The 20,628-nt window shown below is 61.8% G+C and carries 18 protein-coding genes and 2 pseudogenes; 13 read left to right on the top strand and 7 right to left on the bottom strand.

Annotated elements, in window-relative coordinates:
• Positions 1-17: 17 nt before the first annotated feature.
• The 4 genes from purU to RAE19_RS07500 form a co-directional block, all read right to left on the bottom strand.
• Complete coding sequence (purU, locus tag RAE19_RS07515) at positions 18-866, bottom strand: formyltetrahydrofolate deformylase (protein WP_313874306.1); 849 nt, start codon at positions 864-866, stop codon at positions 18-20.
• 56 nt (positions 867-922) lie between these two features.
• Positions 923-1,225 (bottom strand): BTH_I0359 family protein, encoded by a 303-nt coding sequence (locus RAE19_RS07510; protein WP_313874305.1) that lies wholly within the window; start codon positions 1,223-1,225, stop codon positions 923-925.
• 85 nt (positions 1,226-1,310) lie between these two features.
• On the bottom strand, positions 1,311-2,078 hold the full coding sequence (locus RAE19_RS07505; RefSeq protein WP_313874304.1) for a DUF3108 domain-containing protein: 768 nt from the start codon (positions 2,076-2,078) through the stop codon (positions 1,311-1,313).
• Positions 2,079-2,093: 15 nt separating this feature from the next.
• On the bottom strand, positions 2,094-3,248 hold the full coding sequence (locus RAE19_RS07500; protein ID WP_313874303.1) for a DUF3108 domain-containing protein: 1,155 nt from the start codon (positions 3,246-3,248) through the stop codon (positions 2,094-2,096).
• A gap of 78 nt (positions 3,249-3,326) precedes the next feature.
• On the opposite strand from RAE19_RS07500, the gene RAE19_RS07495 reads away from it, so the two are divergent.
• The 3 genes from RAE19_RS07495 (at position 3,327) to fghA (ending at position 6,476) form a co-directional block, all read left to right on the top strand.
• Positions 3,327-4,439, top strand: coding sequence for a fumarylacetoacetate hydrolase family protein (locus RAE19_RS07495; protein WP_313874302.1), 1,113 nt, complete (start codon positions 3,327-3,329; stop codon positions 4,437-4,439).
• Positions 4,436-5,554 (top strand): S-(hydroxymethyl)glutathione dehydrogenase/class III alcohol dehydrogenase, encoded by a 1,119-nt coding sequence (locus tag RAE19_RS07490; RefSeq protein ID WP_313874301.1) that lies wholly within the window; start codon positions 4,436-4,438, stop codon positions 5,552-5,554. Before RAE19_RS07495 ends, RAE19_RS07490 begins: the two co-directional genes overlap by 4 nt.
• A 61-nt stretch (positions 5,555-5,615) precedes the next feature.
• On the top strand, positions 5,616-6,476 hold the full coding sequence (gene fghA, locus RAE19_RS07485) for an S-formylglutathione hydrolase (protein WP_313874300.1): 861 nt from the start codon (positions 5,616-5,618) through the stop codon (positions 6,474-6,476).
• A gap of 60 nt (positions 6,477-6,536) precedes the next feature.
• Here fghA and RAE19_RS07480 read toward each other — a convergent pair whose 3' ends face one another.
• Together RAE19_RS07480 and RAE19_RS07475 are read right to left on the bottom strand one after the other, a co-directional pair.
• Complete coding sequence (locus tag RAE19_RS07480; protein ID WP_313876195.1) at positions 6,537-7,142, bottom strand: MarC family protein; 606 nt, start codon at positions 7,140-7,142, stop codon at positions 6,537-6,539.
• A gap of 81 nt (positions 7,143-7,223) precedes the next feature.
• Positions 7,224-7,583, bottom strand: coding sequence for a TraR/DksA family transcriptional regulator (locus RAE19_RS07475; RefSeq protein ID WP_313874299.1), 360 nt, complete (start codon positions 7,581-7,583; stop codon positions 7,224-7,226).
• Between the two features lie 121 nt (positions 7,584-7,704).
• Between RAE19_RS07475 and RAE19_RS07470 the strand changes: the two genes are divergently transcribed.
• The 9 genes and pseudogenes from RAE19_RS07470 to RAE19_RS07430 all read left to right on the top strand — a co-directional run bounded on the left by RAE19_RS07470 (position 7,705) and on the right by RAE19_RS07430 (position 16,858).
• Positions 7,705-8,067, top strand: a complete 363-nt coding sequence (locus RAE19_RS07470; RefSeq protein WP_313874298.1) for a DUF2946 domain-containing protein — start codon at positions 7,705-7,707, stop codon at positions 8,065-8,067.
• 200 nt (positions 8,068-8,267) lie between these two features.
• Positions 8,268-8,738, top strand: coding sequence for a YcnI family copper-binding membrane protein (locus RAE19_RS07465; RefSeq protein ID WP_313874297.1), 471 nt, complete (start codon positions 8,268-8,270; stop codon positions 8,736-8,738).
• Between the two features lie 18 nt (positions 8,739-8,756).
• The gene (locus RAE19_RS07460; RefSeq protein ID WP_313874296.1) at positions 8,757-9,248 is read left to right on the top strand and encodes a copper chaperone PCu(A)C; all 492 of its coding nucleotides are present in this window, start codon (positions 8,757-8,759) and stop codon (positions 9,246-9,248) included.
• Positions 9,249-9,301: 53 nt separating this feature from the next.
• Positions 9,302-9,685: a DUF2946 family protein gene (locus RAE19_RS07455; RefSeq protein ID WP_313874295.1), complete on the top strand. Its 384-nt coding sequence runs from the start codon at positions 9,302-9,304 to the stop codon at positions 9,683-9,685.
• Between the two features lie 96 nt (positions 9,686-9,781).
• A pseudogene (locus RAE19_RS07450) lies at positions 9,782-11,188 on the top strand (PepSY-associated TM helix domain-containing protein).
• Positions 11,189-11,330: 142 nt separating this feature from the next.
• Positions 11,331-12,011, top strand: coding sequence for a PhaM family polyhydroxyalkanoate granule multifunctional regulatory protein (locus RAE19_RS07445; RefSeq protein ID WP_313874294.1), 681 nt, complete (start codon positions 11,331-11,333; stop codon positions 12,009-12,011).
• Between the two features lie 35 nt (positions 12,012-12,046).
• A pseudogene (locus RAE19_RS07440) lies at positions 12,047-13,308 on the top strand (FIST signal transduction protein).
• Between the two features lie 72 nt (positions 13,309-13,380).
• Positions 13,381-15,177, top strand: coding sequence for a methyl-accepting chemotaxis protein (locus tag RAE19_RS07435; protein WP_313874293.1), 1,797 nt, complete (start codon positions 13,381-13,383; stop codon positions 15,175-15,177).
• Positions 15,178-15,277: 100 nt separating this feature from the next.
• A complete protein-coding gene (locus tag RAE19_RS07430; RefSeq protein ID WP_313874292.1) occupies positions 15,278-16,858 on the top strand; it encodes a methyl-accepting chemotaxis protein in 1,581 nt (526 codons plus the stop codon).
• A gap of 108 nt (positions 16,859-16,966) precedes the next feature.
• Here the strand turns inward: RAE19_RS07430 and tgt are convergent, their stop codons facing one another.
• On the bottom strand, positions 16,967-18,178 hold the full coding sequence (tgt, locus tag RAE19_RS07425; RefSeq protein WP_313874291.1) for a tRNA guanosine(34) transglycosylase Tgt: 1,212 nt from the start codon (positions 18,176-18,178) through the stop codon (positions 16,967-16,969).
• A 198-nt stretch (positions 18,179-18,376) separates the two neighbouring features.
• On the opposite strand from tgt, the gene RAE19_RS07420 reads away from it, so the two are divergent.
• Positions 18,377-20,617 (top strand): esterase-like activity of phytase family protein, encoded by a 2,241-nt coding sequence (locus tag RAE19_RS07420; RefSeq protein ID WP_313874290.1) that lies wholly within the window; start codon positions 18,377-18,379, stop codon positions 20,615-20,617.
• Positions 20,618-20,628 lie beyond the last annotated feature (11 nt).

The raw sequence follows: 20,628 nt of genomic DNA, 5'->3' as shown, positions 1-20,628 counted from the left end.
TTTTATTCCTGGTGTCGTTAGCGGAAGATCACTGTCTTGTGGCCGTTGAGCAGCACGCGGTGTTCGCTGTGCCACTTGACCGCGCGTGCCAACACTTGGCTCTCGGTGTCGCGGCCTAGCGTGGTCAGGTCTTCGACGGTGCGGCTGTGGTCCACGCGGGCCACATCTTGCTCAATGATCGGGCCTTCGTCCAGGTCTGCCGTCACGTAGTGGGCGGTTGCACCGATCAGTTTCACACCTCGGTCATGGGCTTGGTAATACGGCTTGGCACCCTTGAAGCTGGGCAAAAAGCTGTGGTGGATATTGATGGCACGGCCATTGAGTTGTTGGCACATGTTGTCGCTCAGGATCTGCATGTAACGGGCCAACACCACCAGTTCAGCGCCTTCTGCCTCGATGATCTCGAGCTGCTTTGCCTCGGCCTGCTCTTTGGTCGCAGCAGTCACCGGGATGTGGTGGAAGGGCACGTTGTAGCTGGCAGCGAGTTGATAAAACTCGCGGTGGTTAGACACGATGGCCCGGATGTCTAGTGGCAGCAGGCCGCTCTTCCTGCGGAACAGCAAGTCGTTCAGGCAATGCCCTTCCTTGCTGACCATGATGACGGTGCGCACCGGCTGTGCTTGGGTGTGCAGGCTCCATTGCAGCTGCAAGGTTTGTCCCAAGGTGCCGATCTGGGCTTTTAACTCTTCAGCGCTGAGCGAGTCGCAACTGAACTGCACCCGCATGAAAAACAGGCCGGTGTCGTGGTCGTTGTACTGGGCTGCTTCTTCAATGTTGCCACCGCGTTCCAGCAAAAAACCCGAAACAGCATGGACAAGCCCCAAGCGGTCGGGGCAGGAAAACGTAAGAATATAGGTCTGGCTCATCCCCCGATTGTCGCAGTTCCGCGCAACCGGGGCAGAGCCGCCGGCAATGTCCCGAGTCAGTGAATCTGCACGGGCGTTTGCGCTAGCTCGGCGTATTGCTCCAGGGTGTCTTCCACTTCCTCTTGGGTGGGCGTGTTGACTTGCCAGGCCATGATGTGCTGCTGGAAGAGTTCGGCCCAAGAGCCGTCCAGGTACACCTCCTTGTTGGAGCGTTTGTCCACAATTTCGAAGCCATGGCGCGCCAGGCTCGGTACGCCCAAGGGGTAGCGCTCGGTTTTTTCCGGTGCCTGACCCTCGGCCTCGCCATTGGCGAGCATGTGGGTGACGGAGAAAGAATCGGAGTCGTAGAGCGTTTGCATAGGTGTTACCTGAGAGATGAACCGTAAATGGATGCCATCTGCACCGATTCAAGAGTAGCAGCAAAAACGCGCCCGCGTGCGAACCTCAGCGGAATTGGGTATTTGCCCCCACTAAATCAAGGTAATCCCCGTTGGCTTCGGTAATGCGTATCCGCACCGGCACATAGTGTGGGGTGGGCGCGTACCAGAGCTCCAGGCGCTGCTTGCGCTCTGCCGTGGGTTCATGGGTGAACTTGACGGCCTGAAGCGTCCCGCTTGGCAGCTTTACCGTCTCAGGCGCGGACGGGTGAAAGCTCCATTGCTCGGCGTACCGGTCGCCGATCGCTTGCATGCTGACGGCTTTTCCCGAGGTCGCAGATGTACCGGCTCCGCCCAACAGGCTGGCCAGTTGCATGAACACACTGAGTTGGTCTTGGGCACCGCGCTGCAAAGGGGCATTCGGAGTACCGGCGCTAAAGCGGATCCGGTTTGCATCCCGCTCGAAGTAGGCAAATATCTCGGCTTGGCCTATTTTTTGGCTGCTGAAAGTCTCGGGCTCCAACCCGCGTGCGGTGAGCCTGCCCGCACTGGTCCACGCCTGGAGCGTGAGTCCGAATTTGCGGATCAGCAACTGCGTTTGATAGTTTTTGCTATCCCGCGTCCACACCAACTCCGCGTTGCCGCTGTAAGACGATCCGCCTATGAGCCCATCCACGTCATAGGCGATGCGAGCCGATGGTGGCGGCTGGTACAGCGCGGCAGAAGCCGGTGCTACCTCTACAAGGCTGGTTTGGGCCCAGGAGGGGCTGGCCCATGCGGCTGCGAGCGCCAGTAGGGCGCGTCTTGTTGTGGTAGCGAATGAATCAGGAGGCACAGGTAGTGTGTTTATTTAAAGGGGTTGGCTGCCGGTCCAGACCATGTCGAGCACGTTGCCGTTGGGTTCGGACAGTCTGATGTGGGCAGGCATATAAGCCAGTTGGGGTGCCAGCCAGATTTCTGCTTTGGTGCTGTACTCCCCCGTGGGCTCGCGCGTGAGCTTGATGGCTTGCATATTGCCGCCCGGGACGCTGATGCGATCTTCCGCAGACACCACAAAAGTCCAGGTTTCCGCTTGCCTCGGGCCTATGGACTGGAACGACAGCGAATCGCCAGCGCCGAACCGGTTGGGCTCACCGGCCCACATGCTCGCCAGTTGCATGAACACACTCATGTGGTCTTGTGCCCCCGGTAGCAGGGGGGCGGGCGCAGAGTTGGCGCTAAAAATCACACGGCCTTCTTCGCGCACAAAATGCGACGCGACTTCTGCGCGACGCAAGCCTTTTTCGCCAAACCGCGCAGGTGCCAGGCCGGCGACGGTTAACGCGCCTTTGCTGTTCCATTGCCGCAAGCTCAGCATGAATTTGGTGACATTCAGGCTGGCCTGGTAGGCGGCGCCGTCGTGTCGCCATGCAATCGTTGCGCTCACCACGTTTTGTTGGCCGTCGGTCAGTCCGCTCACGTCGTAGTTGAGTTGCATTGGCGGTGGAAATGCAAAGCGCAAAGGCCGCTCGGTGCTCTTGGCGGGCGCGGTGGGGAGGGCAGCAGGGCTTTCAGCGGCGCTGTCTGCGGCTTTGTCCAGACTTGCCGGCTCGCTGGATGGTGCCGCGGTGTCGACCTGTTCACTTGGCGAGTCTTCGGGCGGCGTAGTGGCCGGGTTGTCGCTTGCAGGCGTTGCGCTGGCACTGCTGGCGGTATCACTGTTGACGGCCACGCCAATGTCGGTGTGACGGGGGGCTGCGGATGCAGGCCGCGGGCGTGCTAGGGCGGGAGCTGCAGTGGGTGGCGGCGTGTCCGGTTCGGCCTGGCTTGCAATCACCCGGGTCGACAGTGACGGCAGGAGCATAGGGGGCGAATCCACGGCGCTGCTTTCAGCCAGCCACGGCATGGTGTACGCAAAGCCGCCCAGCAAACTCCAGTGCAACGCCAGCACCAAGACCCCCAGGGCTACGAGGTGCCAAGGGCGTCGGCGCAAAGGCGCTGAGGTGGCGTAATCGGTGGCCATCATGGTGTGTAGAACGTTGCGCGGCAGTGTACGGTAGACACAAGTGTGCGCGGGCTTTGCAAACCCAGCGAAAATGCGCGCATGAAACTCGCCACCTACCAGGACGGTACCCGTGACGGCCAATTGGTCGTGGTCTCGCGGGACCTGAGTCAGGCCCATTACGCCACCCACATTGCCAATCGATTGCAGCAGGTGCTGGATGACTGGAATTACCTTGCCCCGGCTTTGGAGGAGGTCTACACCCAGCTCAACCAAGGGCGGGCGCGTCACGCGTTCGCCTTTGACCCGGCCCAGTGCATGGCGCCTTTGCCACGGGCCTACCAATGGCTTGATGGATCTGCTTATCTGAACCATGTGGAGTTGGTGCGCAAAGCCCGGGGCGCGGAGATGCCCGAGAGCGCACAGACCGACCCCTTGATGTACCAAGGCGGTAGCGACGACTTGGCGGGCCCGCATGCCGATATCGTGTGCGCCAGCGAGGCCTGGGGCGCGGACTTCGAGGCCGAGCTCGCCGTGGTGACCGGCGATGTGCCCATGGGCTGCGCCTCAGACCGTGCCTTGGATGCAGTCCGCCTGATCGCGCTGGTCAACGATGTGACCCTGCGCAACCTGGTGCCCGATGAGCTAGCCAAAGGCTTCGGATTTGTGCAGAGCAAACCCGCGACCGCATTTGCGCCCGTCATGGTCACCCCCGACGAGTTGGGCGACGCCTGGGCCCGCGGCCGCGTGCACCTGCCGGTGCAGTGCATATGGAACGGCCGCAAAGTCGGGCTCTGCGAGGCCGGGTCCGACATGCATTTCCACTTCGGCCAGCTCATTGCGCACGCGGCCAAAACCCGGCGTCTGCGGGCCGGCAGCATCATCGGTTCGGGCACCGTCAGCAACAAAGGGGTGGCGCGCAAGAACCGCACAGACTGGCCCAACGGCTACAGCTGTATCGCCGAAAAGCGCGCCATGGAAACCCTGCAAGACGGCAGGCCCACCACGGAGTACATGAAGTTCGGCGACACCATCCGCATCGAGGTGAAAGGCCGCGATGGCGCCAGTGTGTTCGGCGCCATCCTGCAAGAGCTCGTGCCGGCGGAAGGCCGGCCGCGGGCTGCTGCTCAAGCCAGCGCTGTCACTCCAGAATCCACCATTACCGATGCGTCCCCTGATGCATCTCCAGAAACCACCCTAGGGAGCTCCGAATGAAAACACGTGCCGCCGTCGCCTGGAAAGCAGGCCAACCCCTCACCATTGAAACCGTGGACTTGCAAGGCCCCAAGTTCGGCGAAGTGCTCGTCGAAATCAAGGCCACCGGCATCTGCCACACCGACTACTACACCCTGAGCGGTGCCGACCCTGAAGGCATCTTCCCCGCGATCCTGGGCCATGAAGGCGCCGGCATTGTGGTGGACGTGGGCCCGGGCGTGACCAGCCTCAAAAAGGGCGACCACGTCATTCCGCTCTACACCCCCGAGTGCCGCCAGTGCAAGTTCTGCCTGTCTCGCAAAACTAATTTGTGCCAGCTGATCCGCGGCACCCAGGGTAAAGGGCTCATGCCCGACGCCACCAGCCGCTTCAGCCTGAATGGCGACCCCATCTTTCACTACATGGGCACCAGCACCTTCAGCAACTACACCGTGGCGCCTGAAATCAGCTTGGCCAAAATCCGTGACGACGCGCCTTTTGACAAGGTTTGCTACATCGGCTGCGGCGTGACCACCGGTATTGGCGCAGTGATCTTCACGGCCAAGGTGGAAGCCGGCGCCAACGCGGTGGTGTTTGGCTTGGGCGGTATCGGCCTGAACGTGATCCAAGGCCTGAAGATGGTGGGCGCGGACAAGATCATCGGCGTGGACCTGAACCCCGAGCGCGAGGCCATGGCCCGCAGCTTCGGCATGACCCACTTCCTGAACCCGAAAGACATCGAAGCCGCTGGCGGCAACATCGTGGACGCTATCGTTCAATTGACCGATGGCGGCGCGGACTACAGCTTCGAGTGCATCGGCAACACCAAGGTCATGCGCCAGGCGCTGGAGTGCACCCATAAAGGTTGGGGCCAGAGCATCATCATCGGCGTGGCCGAGGCCGGTGCCGAAATTTCTACCCGCCCCTTCCAGCTGGTCACCGGCCGGGAATGGAAGGGCTCTGCCTTCGGTGGCGCACGCGGCCGCACCGATGTGCCCAAGATCGTGGACTGGTACATGGAAGGCAAGATCAACATCGACAGCCTGATCACCCACACCATGCCGCTGGAAGACATCAACAAGGGCTTCGATTTGATGAAGCGCGGCGAGTCGATCCGCGGCGTCGTCATTTATTGATGAAAAGTGCTGCTGGCGCAGGTAATGATTGCGCAGGCAGCTCCTCTTTTGATAGCAAACAATGCAAAACCCCCACTTTGAACTGCTGAGCGAGCACGCGTGCTTCGGCGGCGTGCAGCGCTTTTACAAGCACGCCTCGACAGAAATCGGGCTGCCGATGCGTTTCGGCGTGTACCTGCCACCCCAAGCATCGGCGGGGCCGGTGCCTGCGCTGGTGTTTCTGGCGGGGCTGACCTGCACCGAAGAAACCTTTGCCTTCAAGGCCGGTGCCCAGCGGGTGGCTGCCGAGTTGGGCCTGGCACTGATCACCCCTGACACCAGCCCGCGTGGTGCGGGGCTGGCGGGCGAGGCTGAGCATTGGGACTTTGGCGTGGGCGCAGGCTTCTACCTTGATGCCACCCAGGCCCCCTGGAGTGGCCACTGGCGCATGGAAAGTTATTTGATCGACGAGCTGTTGCCGCAGATCACCCGGGAGTTACCGGTCGATGCCGCACGCATGGGCATAAGCGGGCACTCCATGGGTGGCCACGGCGCCCTGACCCTGGCGCAACGCCACCCCGGCATGTTCAAAACCTTGTCGGCGTTGGCGCCGATTTGCGCCCCCACCCAGTGCCCCTGGGGCAAAAAGGCGTTTACCGGGTATTTGGGGCCGGACGAGAGCCTGTGGGCTGCGCACGACGCCAGCGCCCTGATGGCGGCTCAAAGCGCTGCGCCGTACCCCGGCGGCATTCTGGTGGACCAGGGGCTGGCAGACAAGTTTTTGGACGAGCAGCTGTACCCGCAGGCCCTCGAGGCCGCGTGTGCCCAAGCCGGGCAGCCGCTCACCCTGCGCCGTCATGCGGGCTACGACCACGGGTACTACTTCATCAGCACCTTTATCGAAGACCATGTGCGGCACCACGCCGCGGGGCTGGCGGGCTAAGCGCCTGACCCACAAAAAAGCGCTCCCTGTGGAGCGCTTTTTTTATGGAGCTACGGCAGCTCAGCTGGCTGCGGCGACTTGCTGCACAAAGGTCTTGATGCCGCGCAGCATCATTTCAATCGCCACCGACACCAGCACCAGACCCATCAGGCGCTCTGCCGCCACGACCAGTCGGTCGCCGATGATGCGCTGAATCCGCTCTGCCGATACCAGCACCACCGCGCTGACCAGCATGGTCACGCAGAGTGCGCCGATCCACTCCATGCGGCGGTCGGGCTGTTGGGACACGAGCAGCAGCACCGTGGCCAGGGCCGAGGGGCCGGCTACCGCGGGAATAGCCAGCGGCACGATCAGGGGCTCGGTCTTGATCTCGCTCTCTGCGGTGCTCGGTGGAGGAAACACCATGCGCAGCGCAATCAGGAACAGAATCACGCCGCCGCCGATCTGCAGGGACAGCTCGCTCAAATTCATCACCCGCAAAAAGCTCTCGCCCACAAACATGAAGGTCAGCAGCAGGGTGAAAGCGATCAGGATCTCCCGCAGGATCACCTTGTGCCGCCGCTCGGGCGCCACGTGTTTGAGCGCGTTGGCAAAAATAGGAATGTTGCCGATCGGATCCGTGATCAGGATCAGCAGAATGGTCGCAGAGGCGAAGGTGTAATTCATCATGGCGCGTAACACCGGGCGGGCCAGCGTGGTCGAAAGAGCGCCCGAGAATACCAGCCCGCGGCGCTGCCGCGGTGCCGATCAGGCGTCTTCAAGGGCGCTTTGGCAGTCGATGCAGCGCTCCGCATCCGGGGTGGCGCGCAGCCGGGCTTCGGGGATGGTGGTGCCACAGGCGATGCACCGGCCGTAAGTGCCGAGAGCTGCCCGTTGCAGGGCCGCGTCGATGCGGCGTAGTTCGGCCGTTTCGTGCTCATCCAGTGCCAGCTCCAGGTCGCGCTCGGTGTTGGCTTGGGCTTGGGGGTCTTCGTGTCCGCTGAAATGTGCGGCCGAGGCCAATGCCCGGCTGGGTTCGCCACCGCGCAGCTGGTTCAGGCGGGCGCGCAAGTCGTCGCGCTGCTGGAGCAATTGTTTCTGGTAGCTGTGGAGGTCGGGGTGTGTCATGGTGTTTCCTGCGTTGTGGATTTGCCATGCTCTACCTGCCCGCCGAAAAAAGCTTTGATGCGTGTCAAGCTTGGGGCGATGACCAGGCCCCTTGCCGCCGGCTCGTACATAATCCCGACCCATGTCCTCCCTCCAATCCTTGCGCCAGGCACGCTCCGTCATCCGTTGGATGTTGGTGTGGTTTGCGCTGTCGATTGGCGTGGCGGTCGCGGCACCCGTGGTGAACCCGCAGGCGCTCACCCTGGTGTGCACCACGGCAGGTGTCGTCAAGCTGGTGTCCGGCAGCGATGACACCGGCACCCAGCCGATGGTCCATGCGCTGGACTGCGTGCTGTGCTTGTCTGCAGGTGCGCCGCCGTCTGTCTTCCCCGAGGTTGTATCGCCCGAAACCCCTCCTGCCGTCCGGCCGATGGCCGCCTTCCGGCACTTCACCCCCCAAGATGCCGACCCCGCGTCGGCCCGCGGCCCCCCCGCTGTGGCCTAAGCCCGTCGGCAGCTTGTGGCTGCCCGGCTGGCGGTTCTCGCTTTCCATTCGTTTTTTGTGAGTCAGGTGTGCCTTGCCGTGCGTGTTAGCACCGGGCTACGCCGATCTTATTGGGGTGTTGTATGGTTCGTTTTGCTATAAAATTAGTAGCTGCTTGCGCAATGATGACGGGAGCTAGTGCTGTTTTTTCTCATGTAACGTTGGCCGACCAGGCTGCAGCGGCCGGCGCGGGCTACCGTGCGGTTCTGCGGGTTGGGCACGGCTGTGCCGGTGCGGCCACCACGGCGATCACCGTAGCGATTCCTTCCGGGTTCACCAGCGCGCAGCCCCTTGTCAAGCCGGGTTGGGCGGTGAGCACCAAAATCGGTAAGCTCGAGCAGCCTTATGAAGCCCATGGCAAAACCTATACCGAGGGCGTGCAGGAAATCACCTGGACCGCCAAAGGCGCTGAGAATGCGCTCCCTGATGCGTTTGCCGACGAATTTGTGTTCCGCGGCACCACCCCCAAGAAGCCGGGCACTTTGTGGTTCAAAGTGGTGCAGGCTTGCGAGTCCGGCCGGAACGCTTGGGTCGAGATCCCCGCGCACGGGCAAAACGCCCACCGTTTGGAATTCCCCGCGGCCCGTCTGGATGTCCTGGATGTCCAGGCCGCCGGCGGCCATGCCCACTGAACTTTTACAGGAGTAGCTATGACATTGATCCGTTCTATTGCCACCGCGGTGTGCGTCACCGGTCTTGCCTTCACGTCGTGGGCTCAGGCCCAGAACGTGGAGGTGCAAAACGCATGGGCCCGCGCCACGGTGCAAGGCCAGAAGGCCAGCGGCGCCTTCATGACATTGACCGCGCAAACGCCCGGTCGCTTGGTGTCCGTCAGCTCCCCGGTCGCCGGAGTGGCCGAGGTCCACGAAATGAAGATGGAGGGCGATGTCATGAAAATGCGTGCGCTCGCTAACGGATTGGAGCTGCCTGCGGGCAAGCCAGTCGAGCTCAAGCCGGGCGGCTATCACGTCATGTTGATGGACTTGAAATTGCCTTTGCAAAAAGACACCACCATCCCGGTCACCCTGGTTTTCAAAGACGCCAAGGGCGTGGAAACCAAAAAAGAGATCAAGCTGCCGGTCTCGCAAACTGCCCCCGCCGGAGCGGCTGCAGCGCCTGCGCACGGTGCCCACAAGCACTAAGCGGCTAACGCCTCAGAGCCTCTAGCGTGGCCTTGCCCCACTCCATGAACCGCATGCCACTCCATCGCCGATGGGCGGTGTGGCTCATGCTGTGCGTCATGGGGCTGGGTGCGGCATTGCCCACCGTATCTCGCGCAGCGGCATGGGCCAGCGCCGGGGCGTGGGTCGAAATTTGTTCCGCCAATGGTGCAGCCCAGTGGGTGCGCGGAGCTGCAGATGCGCAGGTAGAAACACCTGTCGACGCGCCTGTGGCCCTCTCGCTGGACCACTGCCCGTTTTGCCTGCAACCCTCAGACCGTGCGGCGCCACCGCCCGCAGCGTTGCCCTTTGCGGCGCAGCCTGCCCGTAGCGTCCCGATTGCGGTGCTGCCAGCCGCGCACCTGCTTCAAATACTCTCGCGCCCGCCGCCAGCGCGGGGCCCGCCGGACTTGACATAAGCACCTTCCTGCACCGGCTGTGTGCAGGCTCTTTCCGCGGCCCGGCGATGTTTCTTCGCCGGTTGCGGTGCTTCATGTTTCGTGGATGTTTGAACTATGTCTTCTCTTGCCCCCAAGGCGGCGCCGTCGCGCGCAGCCTCGTCTTCCCGTCTATATGCAACTGCCTGGCGCTGGCATTTTTATACCGGTCTGTTTGTGGTTCCCTTTTTGTTGGTGTTGGCGATCACCGGTTTGGTGATGGTGTATTTCACCGGTTTCCAGAGCCGCCTTGGCAACCTGGTGTACGTTCAGCCGCAAGCCACAACCCAAGCGGTTACCGCCCAAGCCAAGGCCGTGTTTGCCCACTTTCCGGATGTCACGCTGAAGGAATACATCGCACCCAAATCGCCGGACTTGGCGGCCTGGTTCATCGTGGCGCAGGGTCACGCGACCGAGGCGGTCGCGGTCAACCCCTACACCGCTACTGTCATCCAGTCCACAGACAAAGAGAGCACCGGCTTCGCCTGGGCCCGGAAGATTCACGCCAGCCTGCTGCTGGGGGACACCGGCAAGCGCGTCATGGAGGTAGCTTCCGGTCTGGGGATCGTAATGATCGTGACTGGCCTGTACCTGTTTTGGCCGCGCAATGGCAGCGGCTGGGCGCAGGTGCTGGTGCCTGAGTGACGGGCCACAGGCCGCCGGTGGTGGAAGTCTTTGCACACGAGCATCGGCTTCTGGATCAGCGTGGTGCTGTTCTCTTTTTTGCTGACCGGCATGTCGTGGACGGAAGTCTGGGGCGGCAAGTTTGTGCAGCCTTGGGGCACCTTCCCCGCAGCCAAGTGGGACGCGGTGCCCACCTCCGACCTGACCCACGCCAGCCTGAACTCAGCCGGCATCCGCGATGTGCCTTGGGGCCTGGAGCAAACGCCACTGCCGCAGTCCGGCTCGGGCGCTGGCGTACCGGGGGTGACATCCGGTGAGCCGGTCAACCTCGACAGCGTGGCGGCTTTGGCGAATCGCTTGGGCTTTGCCGGGCAGTTCCATATCAACCTGCCGCGGGACGAGAAGGGGGTGTACACCGTCTCCGCCGACACCATGAGTGGCGACCTGACCAATCCTTTCAAAGACCGCACCGTGCACATAGACCGCTATACCGGTCGGGTGCTGGCCGATGTGGCGTTTGCCGACTACTCGGTGGTTGCCAAAGGCATGGCCATCGGCATTGCGCTGCACCAGGGCGATATCGGCCTGTGGAGCGCCTGGGCCAACATCGTGGCCTGCCTGGCCATTGTGTTGCTTTGCGTCAGCGGTGTGGTGATGTGGTGGATTCGCAGGCCTGCGGGGAGTGGTCGCTTGGTTGCACCCTCGGTGCCCGCGCAGACGCCCTTGTGGAAGGGTGGCGCCATCGTCATGGTGCTCACCGGTCTCGCGTTTCCTTTGGCCGGTGGCGTGATGCTGGCTGCCATCGTGTTGGACTATGTGCTGATTTCGCGGTGGCCCGGGCTCAAGGCGGCCTTGTCTTGACATGCGGGTGACGCCCCGGTTCGCTGAGGGCGTCGCTGTGGGGCGGGAGTTTGCAGGCCTGAAGCAGGGGCTTTCTGCTCTTCAATTCCTGTGGCTTGGAGTAAGCTGTCGATGTGGCCTATATCGAGCCCGAGGAGCAGCAATGAGCGATTCAGACAGCACTGGTTTCGGCAAATTCGTGCCCGGTTTTGACTTTCTGCAAAACCTGGCCAAAGGTGCCGGCAGCAATATCCCCCAGATGCCCAACCTGGGCAACTGGGTGGCCCCGACCTTGAATGTGGAGGAGCTGGACAAGCGCATCGATGAGCTGAAGAACGTGCACTTCTGGCTGGAGCAAAACTCGCGGGCCCTGGCAGCCACGATCCAGGCACTGGAGGTCCAGAAGATGACGCTGGCCACCCTCAAGGGCATGAATTTCAACATTGGCGATATGGCCAATGCACTCAAGCTCAAGGCGGCTGATTCGGTCTACAGCGGTGTCCAGAAAGCGACCGAGAAAGCCACCGAAACCGCAAAATCGATTGCCGAGGCTGCTACCGGCAAATCCGACAGCAAATCCGAGAGCAAATCAGCCGATGCGCCGGCCGCCAACCCGCTGGGCGACCCCCTGCAACTGTGGGGCGCGCTGACCCAGCAGTTTCAACATATTGCTGCCAACGCGCTCAAGGAAGCCACGAGCAAAACAGCGGTAGACATCACCAAAAACATGGCCGCCGGTTTGGCCAAAGACGCCCTTAAAACAGCCAAGGCCGCCACCAAAAAAGCGGTCGCCAAAAAGGCGGCTCCGCGCAAAGCGCCGGCCCGCAAAGCCAGCGGCCGTTAGGCCTGCGGCTCATGAACGGAGTTGGTACACCAGTCATGCGTTTGTTCCCCTATGCCCACGCCACCCATCCGCAGTGGCCCATGGCTGCCGCGCTGGTGTTGGCGCAGTTGCGAGCGCAAATGGCGCTGCCGGACTACGCGTCCCAACCCACGCTGGCCTTGCTCTACATCACCGACCATTACGCACCCCATGCGCAAGACATCCTGGATCACCTGAGCGGGGAGCTTCCCCTCGTGACCGATTGGTCGGGCACGGTGGGCGTCGGGATTGCGAGCAACAACGTCGAGTACTTTGACGAGCCCGCGCTGGCCGTGATGTTGATGGACATACCCGGTGATCAGTACCGGGTGTTTTCCGGGATTGCCCCGCTGGGGCTCGGGTTTGAGGCCCACACGGCGCTGGTGCATGCCGATGGCGGCACGGTGGATCTGGGCGATTTGGTCGAGGAAATGGCCGGTCGCACCACCACGGGCTACTTGTTTGGCGGCATCAGCAGCAGCCGGGGCCGCAGTGTGCAGTTTGCTGTCGCAGCCGATGGCAACCTGAGTGGTCACGGAACGGCAAGCGGGGTTTTTTCCGGAGGCTTGAGTGGCGTGGCTTTCACCCGCGAGGTCGCTATGGTGTCGCGGGTCACGCAAGGGTGCAGCCCGGTATCCAAAACACGCACGATCACCGAAGCCGATCGCAATGTGGTGATCTCTTTGGACGGCAAACCCGCCTTGGACGTGCTCTTGCAGGACCTGGGCGTCACCCTCGATCAGCCCGAGGCTGCGCTCCCGACAGTCCGGGCGACCTTGGTGGCCTTGGCGGCCAGTGCCGCGGACGATGCGCCCGGCATGGTGCGCAGCACCGGCAATCTCGGCAGCGAGGTCATGGTGCGTCACATCATCGGGCTGGATCCGGGGCGCCGTGGTTTTGCGGTGGCGGAGCAGATCACGGTGGGGGCGCAGCTGGCGTTTTGCCGCCGCAACCGCGAGGCTGCCCGTGCAGACCTGATGCGCATCGGGGCGGAAATCCGCGAAGAGCTGGAACCCCAGGAATTGAGTTTCGCAGTAGCGACTGCACTGCACGCGGACGAGGCCATGTCGGCCCCCCATCCCGCGCGGCGCATTGCCGGTGCGGTGTATGTGAGTTGCTCCGGGCGCGGAGGCCCCCACTTTGGCGCACCTAGCGCCGAGATGCAGATCGTGCGTCGTGCCTTGGGCGACGTGCCACTGGTGGGTTTTTTGCGGGTGGCGAAATCGCCGCGGATCAGTTGTACGGATACACCGGCGTGTTGACGGTTTTTCACGAGTAAGCGGTACGGTTCTGAACCCCCGAAGGTGCGGCTGCATGGCCCATCCGACCCATAGATTAAGAGGAGATTGCGATGGGTAATTTGAAGATTGGCACCCGGCTGTATGCAGCCTTTGGTGTTTTGTTGCTGTTGATACTGCTGGTCGTTGGTTTGGCCCTTAATCGCTTGGCGGCCTTAGAAGGCGCTGCCAAAGTGATTGCCGAAAACGCATTGCCCAGCGTGCAAGAGGCGAATCACCTCAATACTCTGATCTCCGACTTCCGCATTTTTGAAATGCAGCATGCCCTCAGTATCGAGGAGGGGGCCAAACAAGATATTGAAAAAGTCTTGGATGCAACACAGGCCAATATCAAAGCGAGCCGCGAGCGCTACGAGCCGCTCATTAGCTCCGACGAAGAAAGGCGCCTGTATGAAGAGTTTGGCAAATTCCGGGTGAAGTACCTCGATCTTCATAAAGACATCAAAGACTACTCCCGCCGCAACGACGCAACCGGCGCGGCCATGCTGCTCGATTCTGAATCGAAAGCCATGTTTGAGCGCTCTAAGGCGACGCTGCAGAAAATGATTGACCTCAATCGGGATGCCGCAGACGCGCAAATCAAAGAGGCTGATGCCACGTATGCAGCCGCGCGTAATACTCTTGGAGCCTCTTTGTTGTTGGCCTTGGTGTTCGGTGTGGTGATTGCGACGGTCATTACCCGCTCGATAACCCGTCCCTTGGGCCAAGCACTCCTAGCCGCTGAAGCAGTCTCAAGCGGTAACCTGAGTGAGCCTATCAACAGTACCAGCCAAGATGAGGTGGGCAAGCTGTTGCAGGCCATGCAAGGCATGCAGGACAGTCTGGTGCGTGTCGTGACACAAGTGCGCCAAGGGTCAGAAGGGGTGGCAAGTGCCAGCTCCGAGATCGCACAAGGCAACCACGACCTCTCCGCCCGGACGGAAAGCCAAGCCAGCGCCCTGGAAGAAACCGCAGCCAGCATGGAAGAGCTGAACTCAGCGGTGAAACAAAACGCTGACAACGCCCGCCAGGCCAACCAACTGGCGACCAACGCCTCCACGGTCGCCGTGCAGGGCGGAGAAGTCGTAGGCCAAGTGGTGGACACCATGAAAGGCATCAACGAAGCCAGCCGCAAGATCGCTGACATCATCAGCGTCATTGACGGCATCGCCTTTCAAACCAACATTCTGGCCCTCAACGCCGCGGTGGAAGCCGCCCGTGCCGGAGAGCAAGGCAGAGGCTTTGCGGTGGTGGCCTCCGAAGTCCGCTCACTGGCGGGTCGCTCAGCCGAAGCGGCCAAGGAAATCAAAACGCTCATCAACGCCAGCGTAGAGCGGGTGGAGCAAGGCACCGCCCTGGTGGACAAAGCCGGCACCACCATGACAGAAGTGGTGAGCAGCATCCGGCGGGTGACAGACATTATGGGAGAGATCAGCGCAGCCAGCCACGAGCAGAGCGCGGGGGTCAACCAGATCGGAGAAGCAGTCACCCAGATGGACCAGGCCACGCAGCAAAACGCGGCCCTGGTAGAAGAGATGGCAGCTGCTGCCAGCAGCCTGAAGAGCCAGGCCAATGACCTGGTGCAGGTGGTGTCGGTGTTCAAGCTTGCCGCGGGGCAGCAGACCCACACGGTATCGGTGCCCTCGATCGCACCGCCCGCACGACCCGCGCCGGCATCCCGGCCCCTGCCCAAACCGGTCAGCAAGCCTGCGCTACGGCCGCCAGCCACGCCCTTAGCCAAGCCCGCCGCATCACGCCCGCCAGCAGCCAAAGCGCCTTCGTCTTTGTCGGCTCCCAAGGTAACGACCCTGCCGAAGCCGGTAGCTCGGGTCACTCCGGCGGGCGGCGATGATGATTGGGAAACCTTTTGAGCGCCGTGCGCCAGATTTTCGCCGGCTCGGTCCTGAAGACTTTGATTGAGCCGGAATTTCACCTTTTGCGCGTTGGAAGCGCCCTCTGCGGAGAACGTCGATGAGCTTGAACCATCTGGGCATACGTGCTCGCATCACCCTGGGTTTGGCCCTGATTTTGGCCTTGGCCATTCTGAGTGCAGCCAACTCGCTGTACCGCAACATGTCGGTCAAGTTCGAATCGGGTGAGGTCGCGACCTCATGGATCCCTGCCATCGAGAACCTCGGCAACATGAAAGGTTTTGTGGCAGACCACTACCTGTTGGTCAGTGACCGGGTGGGCGGCCGTGACAAGCAAGACCTGGCGACCTTTAACCGCCGGATCAACGAAAACGGCGAGGCCTTGCGCAAAGCGACCGAGGTCTATGCCGCGACTCTTTTGTCCTACGAGGCGGGCGATCCGCAAGCGGATGCTGAAAAGGCCTTGTTCGCGGAATACCAGACGCAACGGGATGCCTATTTCGGTGTCGTGAAAGCGGTGCTGGATGGCATGGGTAGCGCCAGTGGTTCAGAAGAAGCGTTAGCCCGTGCCCGCGACGAATTCGCCGCAAAAGCGCCTGCCGCTTTCCAGCAAACTTTTGGCGCGATGGAGAAGATCCTCAAATTCAATTTGGACGGAACAGCCATCGCGGCCCTCAAGGTTCAGGACACCGTGGCCTCGGCAGAGCGCGCCATGGTGGGGGCATTGCTGGTGATTGTGCTGGTCGGGGTGCTGTTGATCTGGATGGTGCCTGCGAGCGTGATTCAACCGGTGCAGCAGGCGATGGAGTTGGCCGGCCGGATTGCCGACGGTGATTTAAGCACCCGGGTGGCGATCAAGGGTACGGATGAATTGGGGCGCTTGCTCGGGAGCCTGGAGCAAATGCAGACCAAGCTGGGGCATGTGGTCTCCAAGGTCCGCGAGGGCTCGGAGTCTGTGGCTACGGCCAGTGCGGAGATCGCACAAGGCAACCACGACCTCTCCGCCCGGACGGAGAGCCAAGCCAGTGCCCTGGAAGAAACCGCAGCCAGCATGGAAGAGCTGAACTCAGCGGTCAAACAAAACGCTGACAACGCCCGCCAGGCCAATCAGCTGGCGACCAACGCCTCCACGGTCGCCGTGCAGGGTGGAGAAGTCGTAGGCCAAGTGGTGGACACCATGAAAGGCATCAACGAAGCCAGCCGCAAGATCGCTGACATCATCAGCGTCATTGACGGCATCGCCTTTCAAACCAACATTCTGGCCCTCAACGCCGCGGTGGAAGCCGCCCGAGCCGGAGAGCAAGGCCGGGGCTTTGCCGTGGTGGCCTCGGAAGTCCGCTCACTGGCGGGTCGCTCAGCCGAAGCGGCTAAAGAAATCAAAACGCTCATCAACGCCAGCGTAGAGCGGGTGGAGCAAGGCACTGCCCTGGTAGACAAAGCCGGCACCACCATGACAGAAGTGGTGAGCAGCATCCGTCGGGTGACAGACATCATGGGCGAGATCAGCGCAGCCAGCCACGAGCAGAGCGCGGGGGTCAACCAGATCGGAGAAGCAGTCACCCAGATGGACCAGGCCACGCAGCAAAACGCGGCCCTGGTAGAAGAGATGGCAGCTGCTGCCAGCAGCCTGAAGAGCCAAGCCACGGATCTCGTTCAGGTGGTGGCGACCTTCCGGTTATGAGTCAAATCGGCCGTCGGCCCAAGTAATATTTGCGCGGGTAGCTATTAATTTTGTAGCAACTAAACAGGGGCCCGAGGGCCCCTTTTACTTGTGCCGCTTGGCGCAGGCTCACACTCCGCGTGCGCGGTCTGCGTGAAACTGCTGCACAAAAGCGCCAAAGCGGCCGGCGTCCAGTGCATCGCGCACCTCTTGCATCAGGTTCAGGTAGTAGTGCAGGTTGTGCACGCTGGCCAACATCGGGCCGAGCATCTCACCGCAGCGGTCGAGGTGGTGCAGATAGGCGCGGCTGAAGCCTTCGCGCCCGCCGTCGGCCCAGCTCACACCACTTGAGCCGGCACAGGCGTAGCAGGTGCAGGTCACGTCGAGCGGCTGCTCGTCGCTCTTGTGGCGGGCGTTGCGGATCTTCAGGTCGCCGTAGCGGCTGAACAAGGTGCCGTTACGCGCATTGCGGGTGGGCATCACGCAGTCGAACATGTCGATGCCGTTTTGCACGCCGGCAATCAGGTCTTCCGGTGTACCTACGCCCATCAGGTAGTGCGGCTTGTGCTTAGGTAGCTTGGGGCCGATGTGCTTCAGGATGCGCATCATGTCTTCTTTGGGCTCGCCCACCGACAAACCGCCGACCGCGATACCGGGGAAGTCCAAGGCTTCAAGACCTGCTAGCGATTCGTCACGCAAGTGCTCAAACATTCCGCCCTGCACGATGCCGAAGAGTGCATTGGGATTGTTCAGGCGGGCAAACTCGTCCTGGCAGCGCTTGGCCCACCTCAAACTCAACTCCATGGAGCTACGGGCTTCGCGCTCGGTGGTGATCTGGCCCTTGGTCTTGGTCTCTACCGACAGATAGGGGGTGCACTCGTCGAACTGCATCACGATGTCAGAGTTCAGCGTGGTCTGGATTTGCATGCTGATCTCGGGCGTCAAAAACAGCTTGTCGCCGTTGACGGGCGAGGCGAACTTCACGCCTTCTTCTGAAATCTTGCGCATTTCACCCAGGCTCCAGACCTGGAAGCCGCCCGAGTCGGTGAGGATGGGTTTGTCCCACTTTTCGAACTGGTGCAAGCCGCCGAACTTTTCGACCACGTCCAGGCCCGGGCGCATCCAGAGGTGGAAGGTGTTGCCCAGAATGATCTGGGCATTCATGTCGTGAAGGCTGCGCGGCATCACGCCTTTGACAGTGCCGTAGGTGCCCACAGGCATGAAGATGGGGGTTTCGACCACGCCATGGTTCAGTGTGAGGCGCCCGCGGCGAGCGTGGCTACCCAAGTAGGCGCCATCGTCGGTGGCGGGGTCGTTGTTCAAAAGTTCAAATTTCAGCATGCCTCTATTGTCGGCGAAGCGCCCGCAGCGGCGCGCAGCACGGAGCGGTCGACGCTCGCAAGCGGTGGCTTGGGGGTGACCCATAGGACACGGATGTGTCACCGTTTCGTCATATCCGCGGCTTCCAATCGGCGGTTTTAGCGCGAAAGCCTCCGCAAGGTGTGGCTGTGCGCTCCCTCGCCACCGTAAGGAAAATTCATGCGTTTGCATCCCTTGTATGCGTCATTGGCGCTCAGCCTGGTTTGCGTTGCCGCCGTGCACGCTGCCCAACCCAAACAGCCAGTTAAGGCCACGGCCACAGGCCCTTACTTCAACCGCGTCGCTACTTTTGAGGCGCACCGCAATGTGCCTGCCGGGCGCAACGTGAGCAAAAAGTCGGTAGCGGAGATCGTCGCAGTCAGCGCAGACGGCATGACGCTCGCCTACACCGATGGCGAGCAAATGGGCATTGGCCTGATCGACATTCGCAACCCGGCGCAGCCCAAGCCTGCGGGTTTCTTGCCGGTCGAAGGTGAGCCCACCTCGGTGACGATTGCACATGGCAAGGTGTTGGCGGCCGTCAACTCCACCAAAGACTTCACCCAGCCCACCGGTCACCTGGCGGTGTTTGACCTGGCCAGCCGCAAGGCCCAAGGGACCTGCCCCTTGTTCGGCCAGCCCGATTCGATTGCCCTGGACAAAGGTGGGCGCCACGCGGTCATCGTGATGGAAAACGAGCGTGACGAAAAGTTCAACAAAGGCGCGATCCCCCAGCTGCCGGGTGGCAATCTCACCATCATCCCCTTGAGTGCGACAGGCATGCCCGATTGCACCCGCTCACACCCTGTGGCCTTGAACGGTTTGGCCGAGATTGCCCCGGACGACGCTGAGCCCGAGTTGGTCAAGGTCAACGCCCAAGGCATTGCGGTGGTGACCCTGCAAGAAAACAACCATATCGTGTTGGTCGACGTGGCCAAGCGCCAGGTCATCAAGCATTTCTCCGCCGGTGCAGTGGACTTGAAAGAGATTGATCGCACCCGCGACGGCATCATCAACCCCAGCGAGTCCGCCAAAGGCCTGCTGCGCGAACCCGACGCGGTGGCCTGGTTGGACAACACCCGCTTTGTGACCGCCAATGAGGGCGACTACAAAGGGGGCTCGCGCAGCATCTCCATCTTCAACACCGATGGCAAAGTGGAATGGGACAGTGGCAACTTCCTGGACCATGAAGCCATGCGCCTGGGCCATTACCCCGAGAGCCGCTCTGCTGCCAAAGGCAACGAGCCCGAAGGTGTAGAGGTCGGCGTGTTTGGCAAAGACACCTTGATCTTCGTAGGCTCCGAGCGCTCTTCGCTGGTCACCGTGTGGCGGGACCGGGGTGCGGGCAAAGCGCCTGAATACCTGCAGGCCTTGCCCGCCGGCAGTGGCCCTGAAGGGCTGACAGCGATCCCGCAGCGCGGCTTGTTGGTGGTCGCCAGTGAAAACGATGGCGCCGCCCGTTCGAGTGTGATGATTTACCAGCAAGGCGCGGATGCACCAGCGTACCCCACGCTCATGTCCAGCGACTCGCCCGCCGGCCCGCCCATTCCTTGGGGTGCGATCTCCGGCACCACTGCAGACCGCAAGCAGGCCGGGCGCCTGTTCGCTGTGACTGACAGCGTCTACGCCACCACCCGCATTCTGGAAATCGACACGAATTTCACGCCCGCACTGATTGCCAACGCGATGACCGTCACCAAAGACGGCAAGCCCGTGGGCTACGACGGCGAGGGCATTGCCCAGCGTGCGGATGGCGGCTTCTGGGTAGCCTCGGAAGGTGACCCGGACAAGAAGCCTGCGCCCTTGCGCAACCTGCTCTTGCGCCTGAACGCCAAGGCCGAAGTGCAAGAAGAAATCGAATTGCCCGAGGCATTGGCCCGACATGCCACCCGCTTTGGTTTGGAAGGCGTGACTGTTACCGGCACCGGTGATCAGGAAGTGGTGTGGCTGGCGGTGCAGCGCGAGTGGAAGGACGACCCCAAGGGCTTCACCAAAATCTTGCGTTACACCCCCGCTACCAAAACCTGGGGCGTGCTGCATTACCCGCTGGAAGCGACCAAGGCCGAAGGCGGCTGGGTCGGCCTCTCAGAAATCACGGCTGTCGGCCCGGACACCTTTGTGGTGATTGAGCGAGACAACCAGTTTGGCGATTCCGCCTTGAAAACCCTGCACAGCTTCTCAGTGGCTGGCTTGACGGCCGCCGCCCCTGGCGATGCCAAAGTGCCGGTCGTGACCAAGCGCCTGCTGCGCAACCTCGTGCCCGACCTGCAAAAGCCCCACGGCTATGTCTTGGACAAAGTGGAGAGTTTTGCGGTGGACAGCGCGGGCCAAGCCTTTGCGATTACCGACAACGACGGTGTAGATGGCTCCAACGGCGAGACGCAGTTTTTGCGCCTCGGCACTTTGCCTGGTCTGCGCTGAGCGGCCACCCG

The organism is Rhodoferax potami, assembly GCF_032193805.1.
Taxonomy (GTDB): domain Bacteria; phylum Pseudomonadota; class Gammaproteobacteria; order Burkholderiales; family Burkholderiaceae_C; genus Allorhodoferax; species Allorhodoferax potami_A.
Note: the sequence above shows the minus strand (reverse complement) of the source record. Positions and strands in the feature narration are given on the sequence as shown.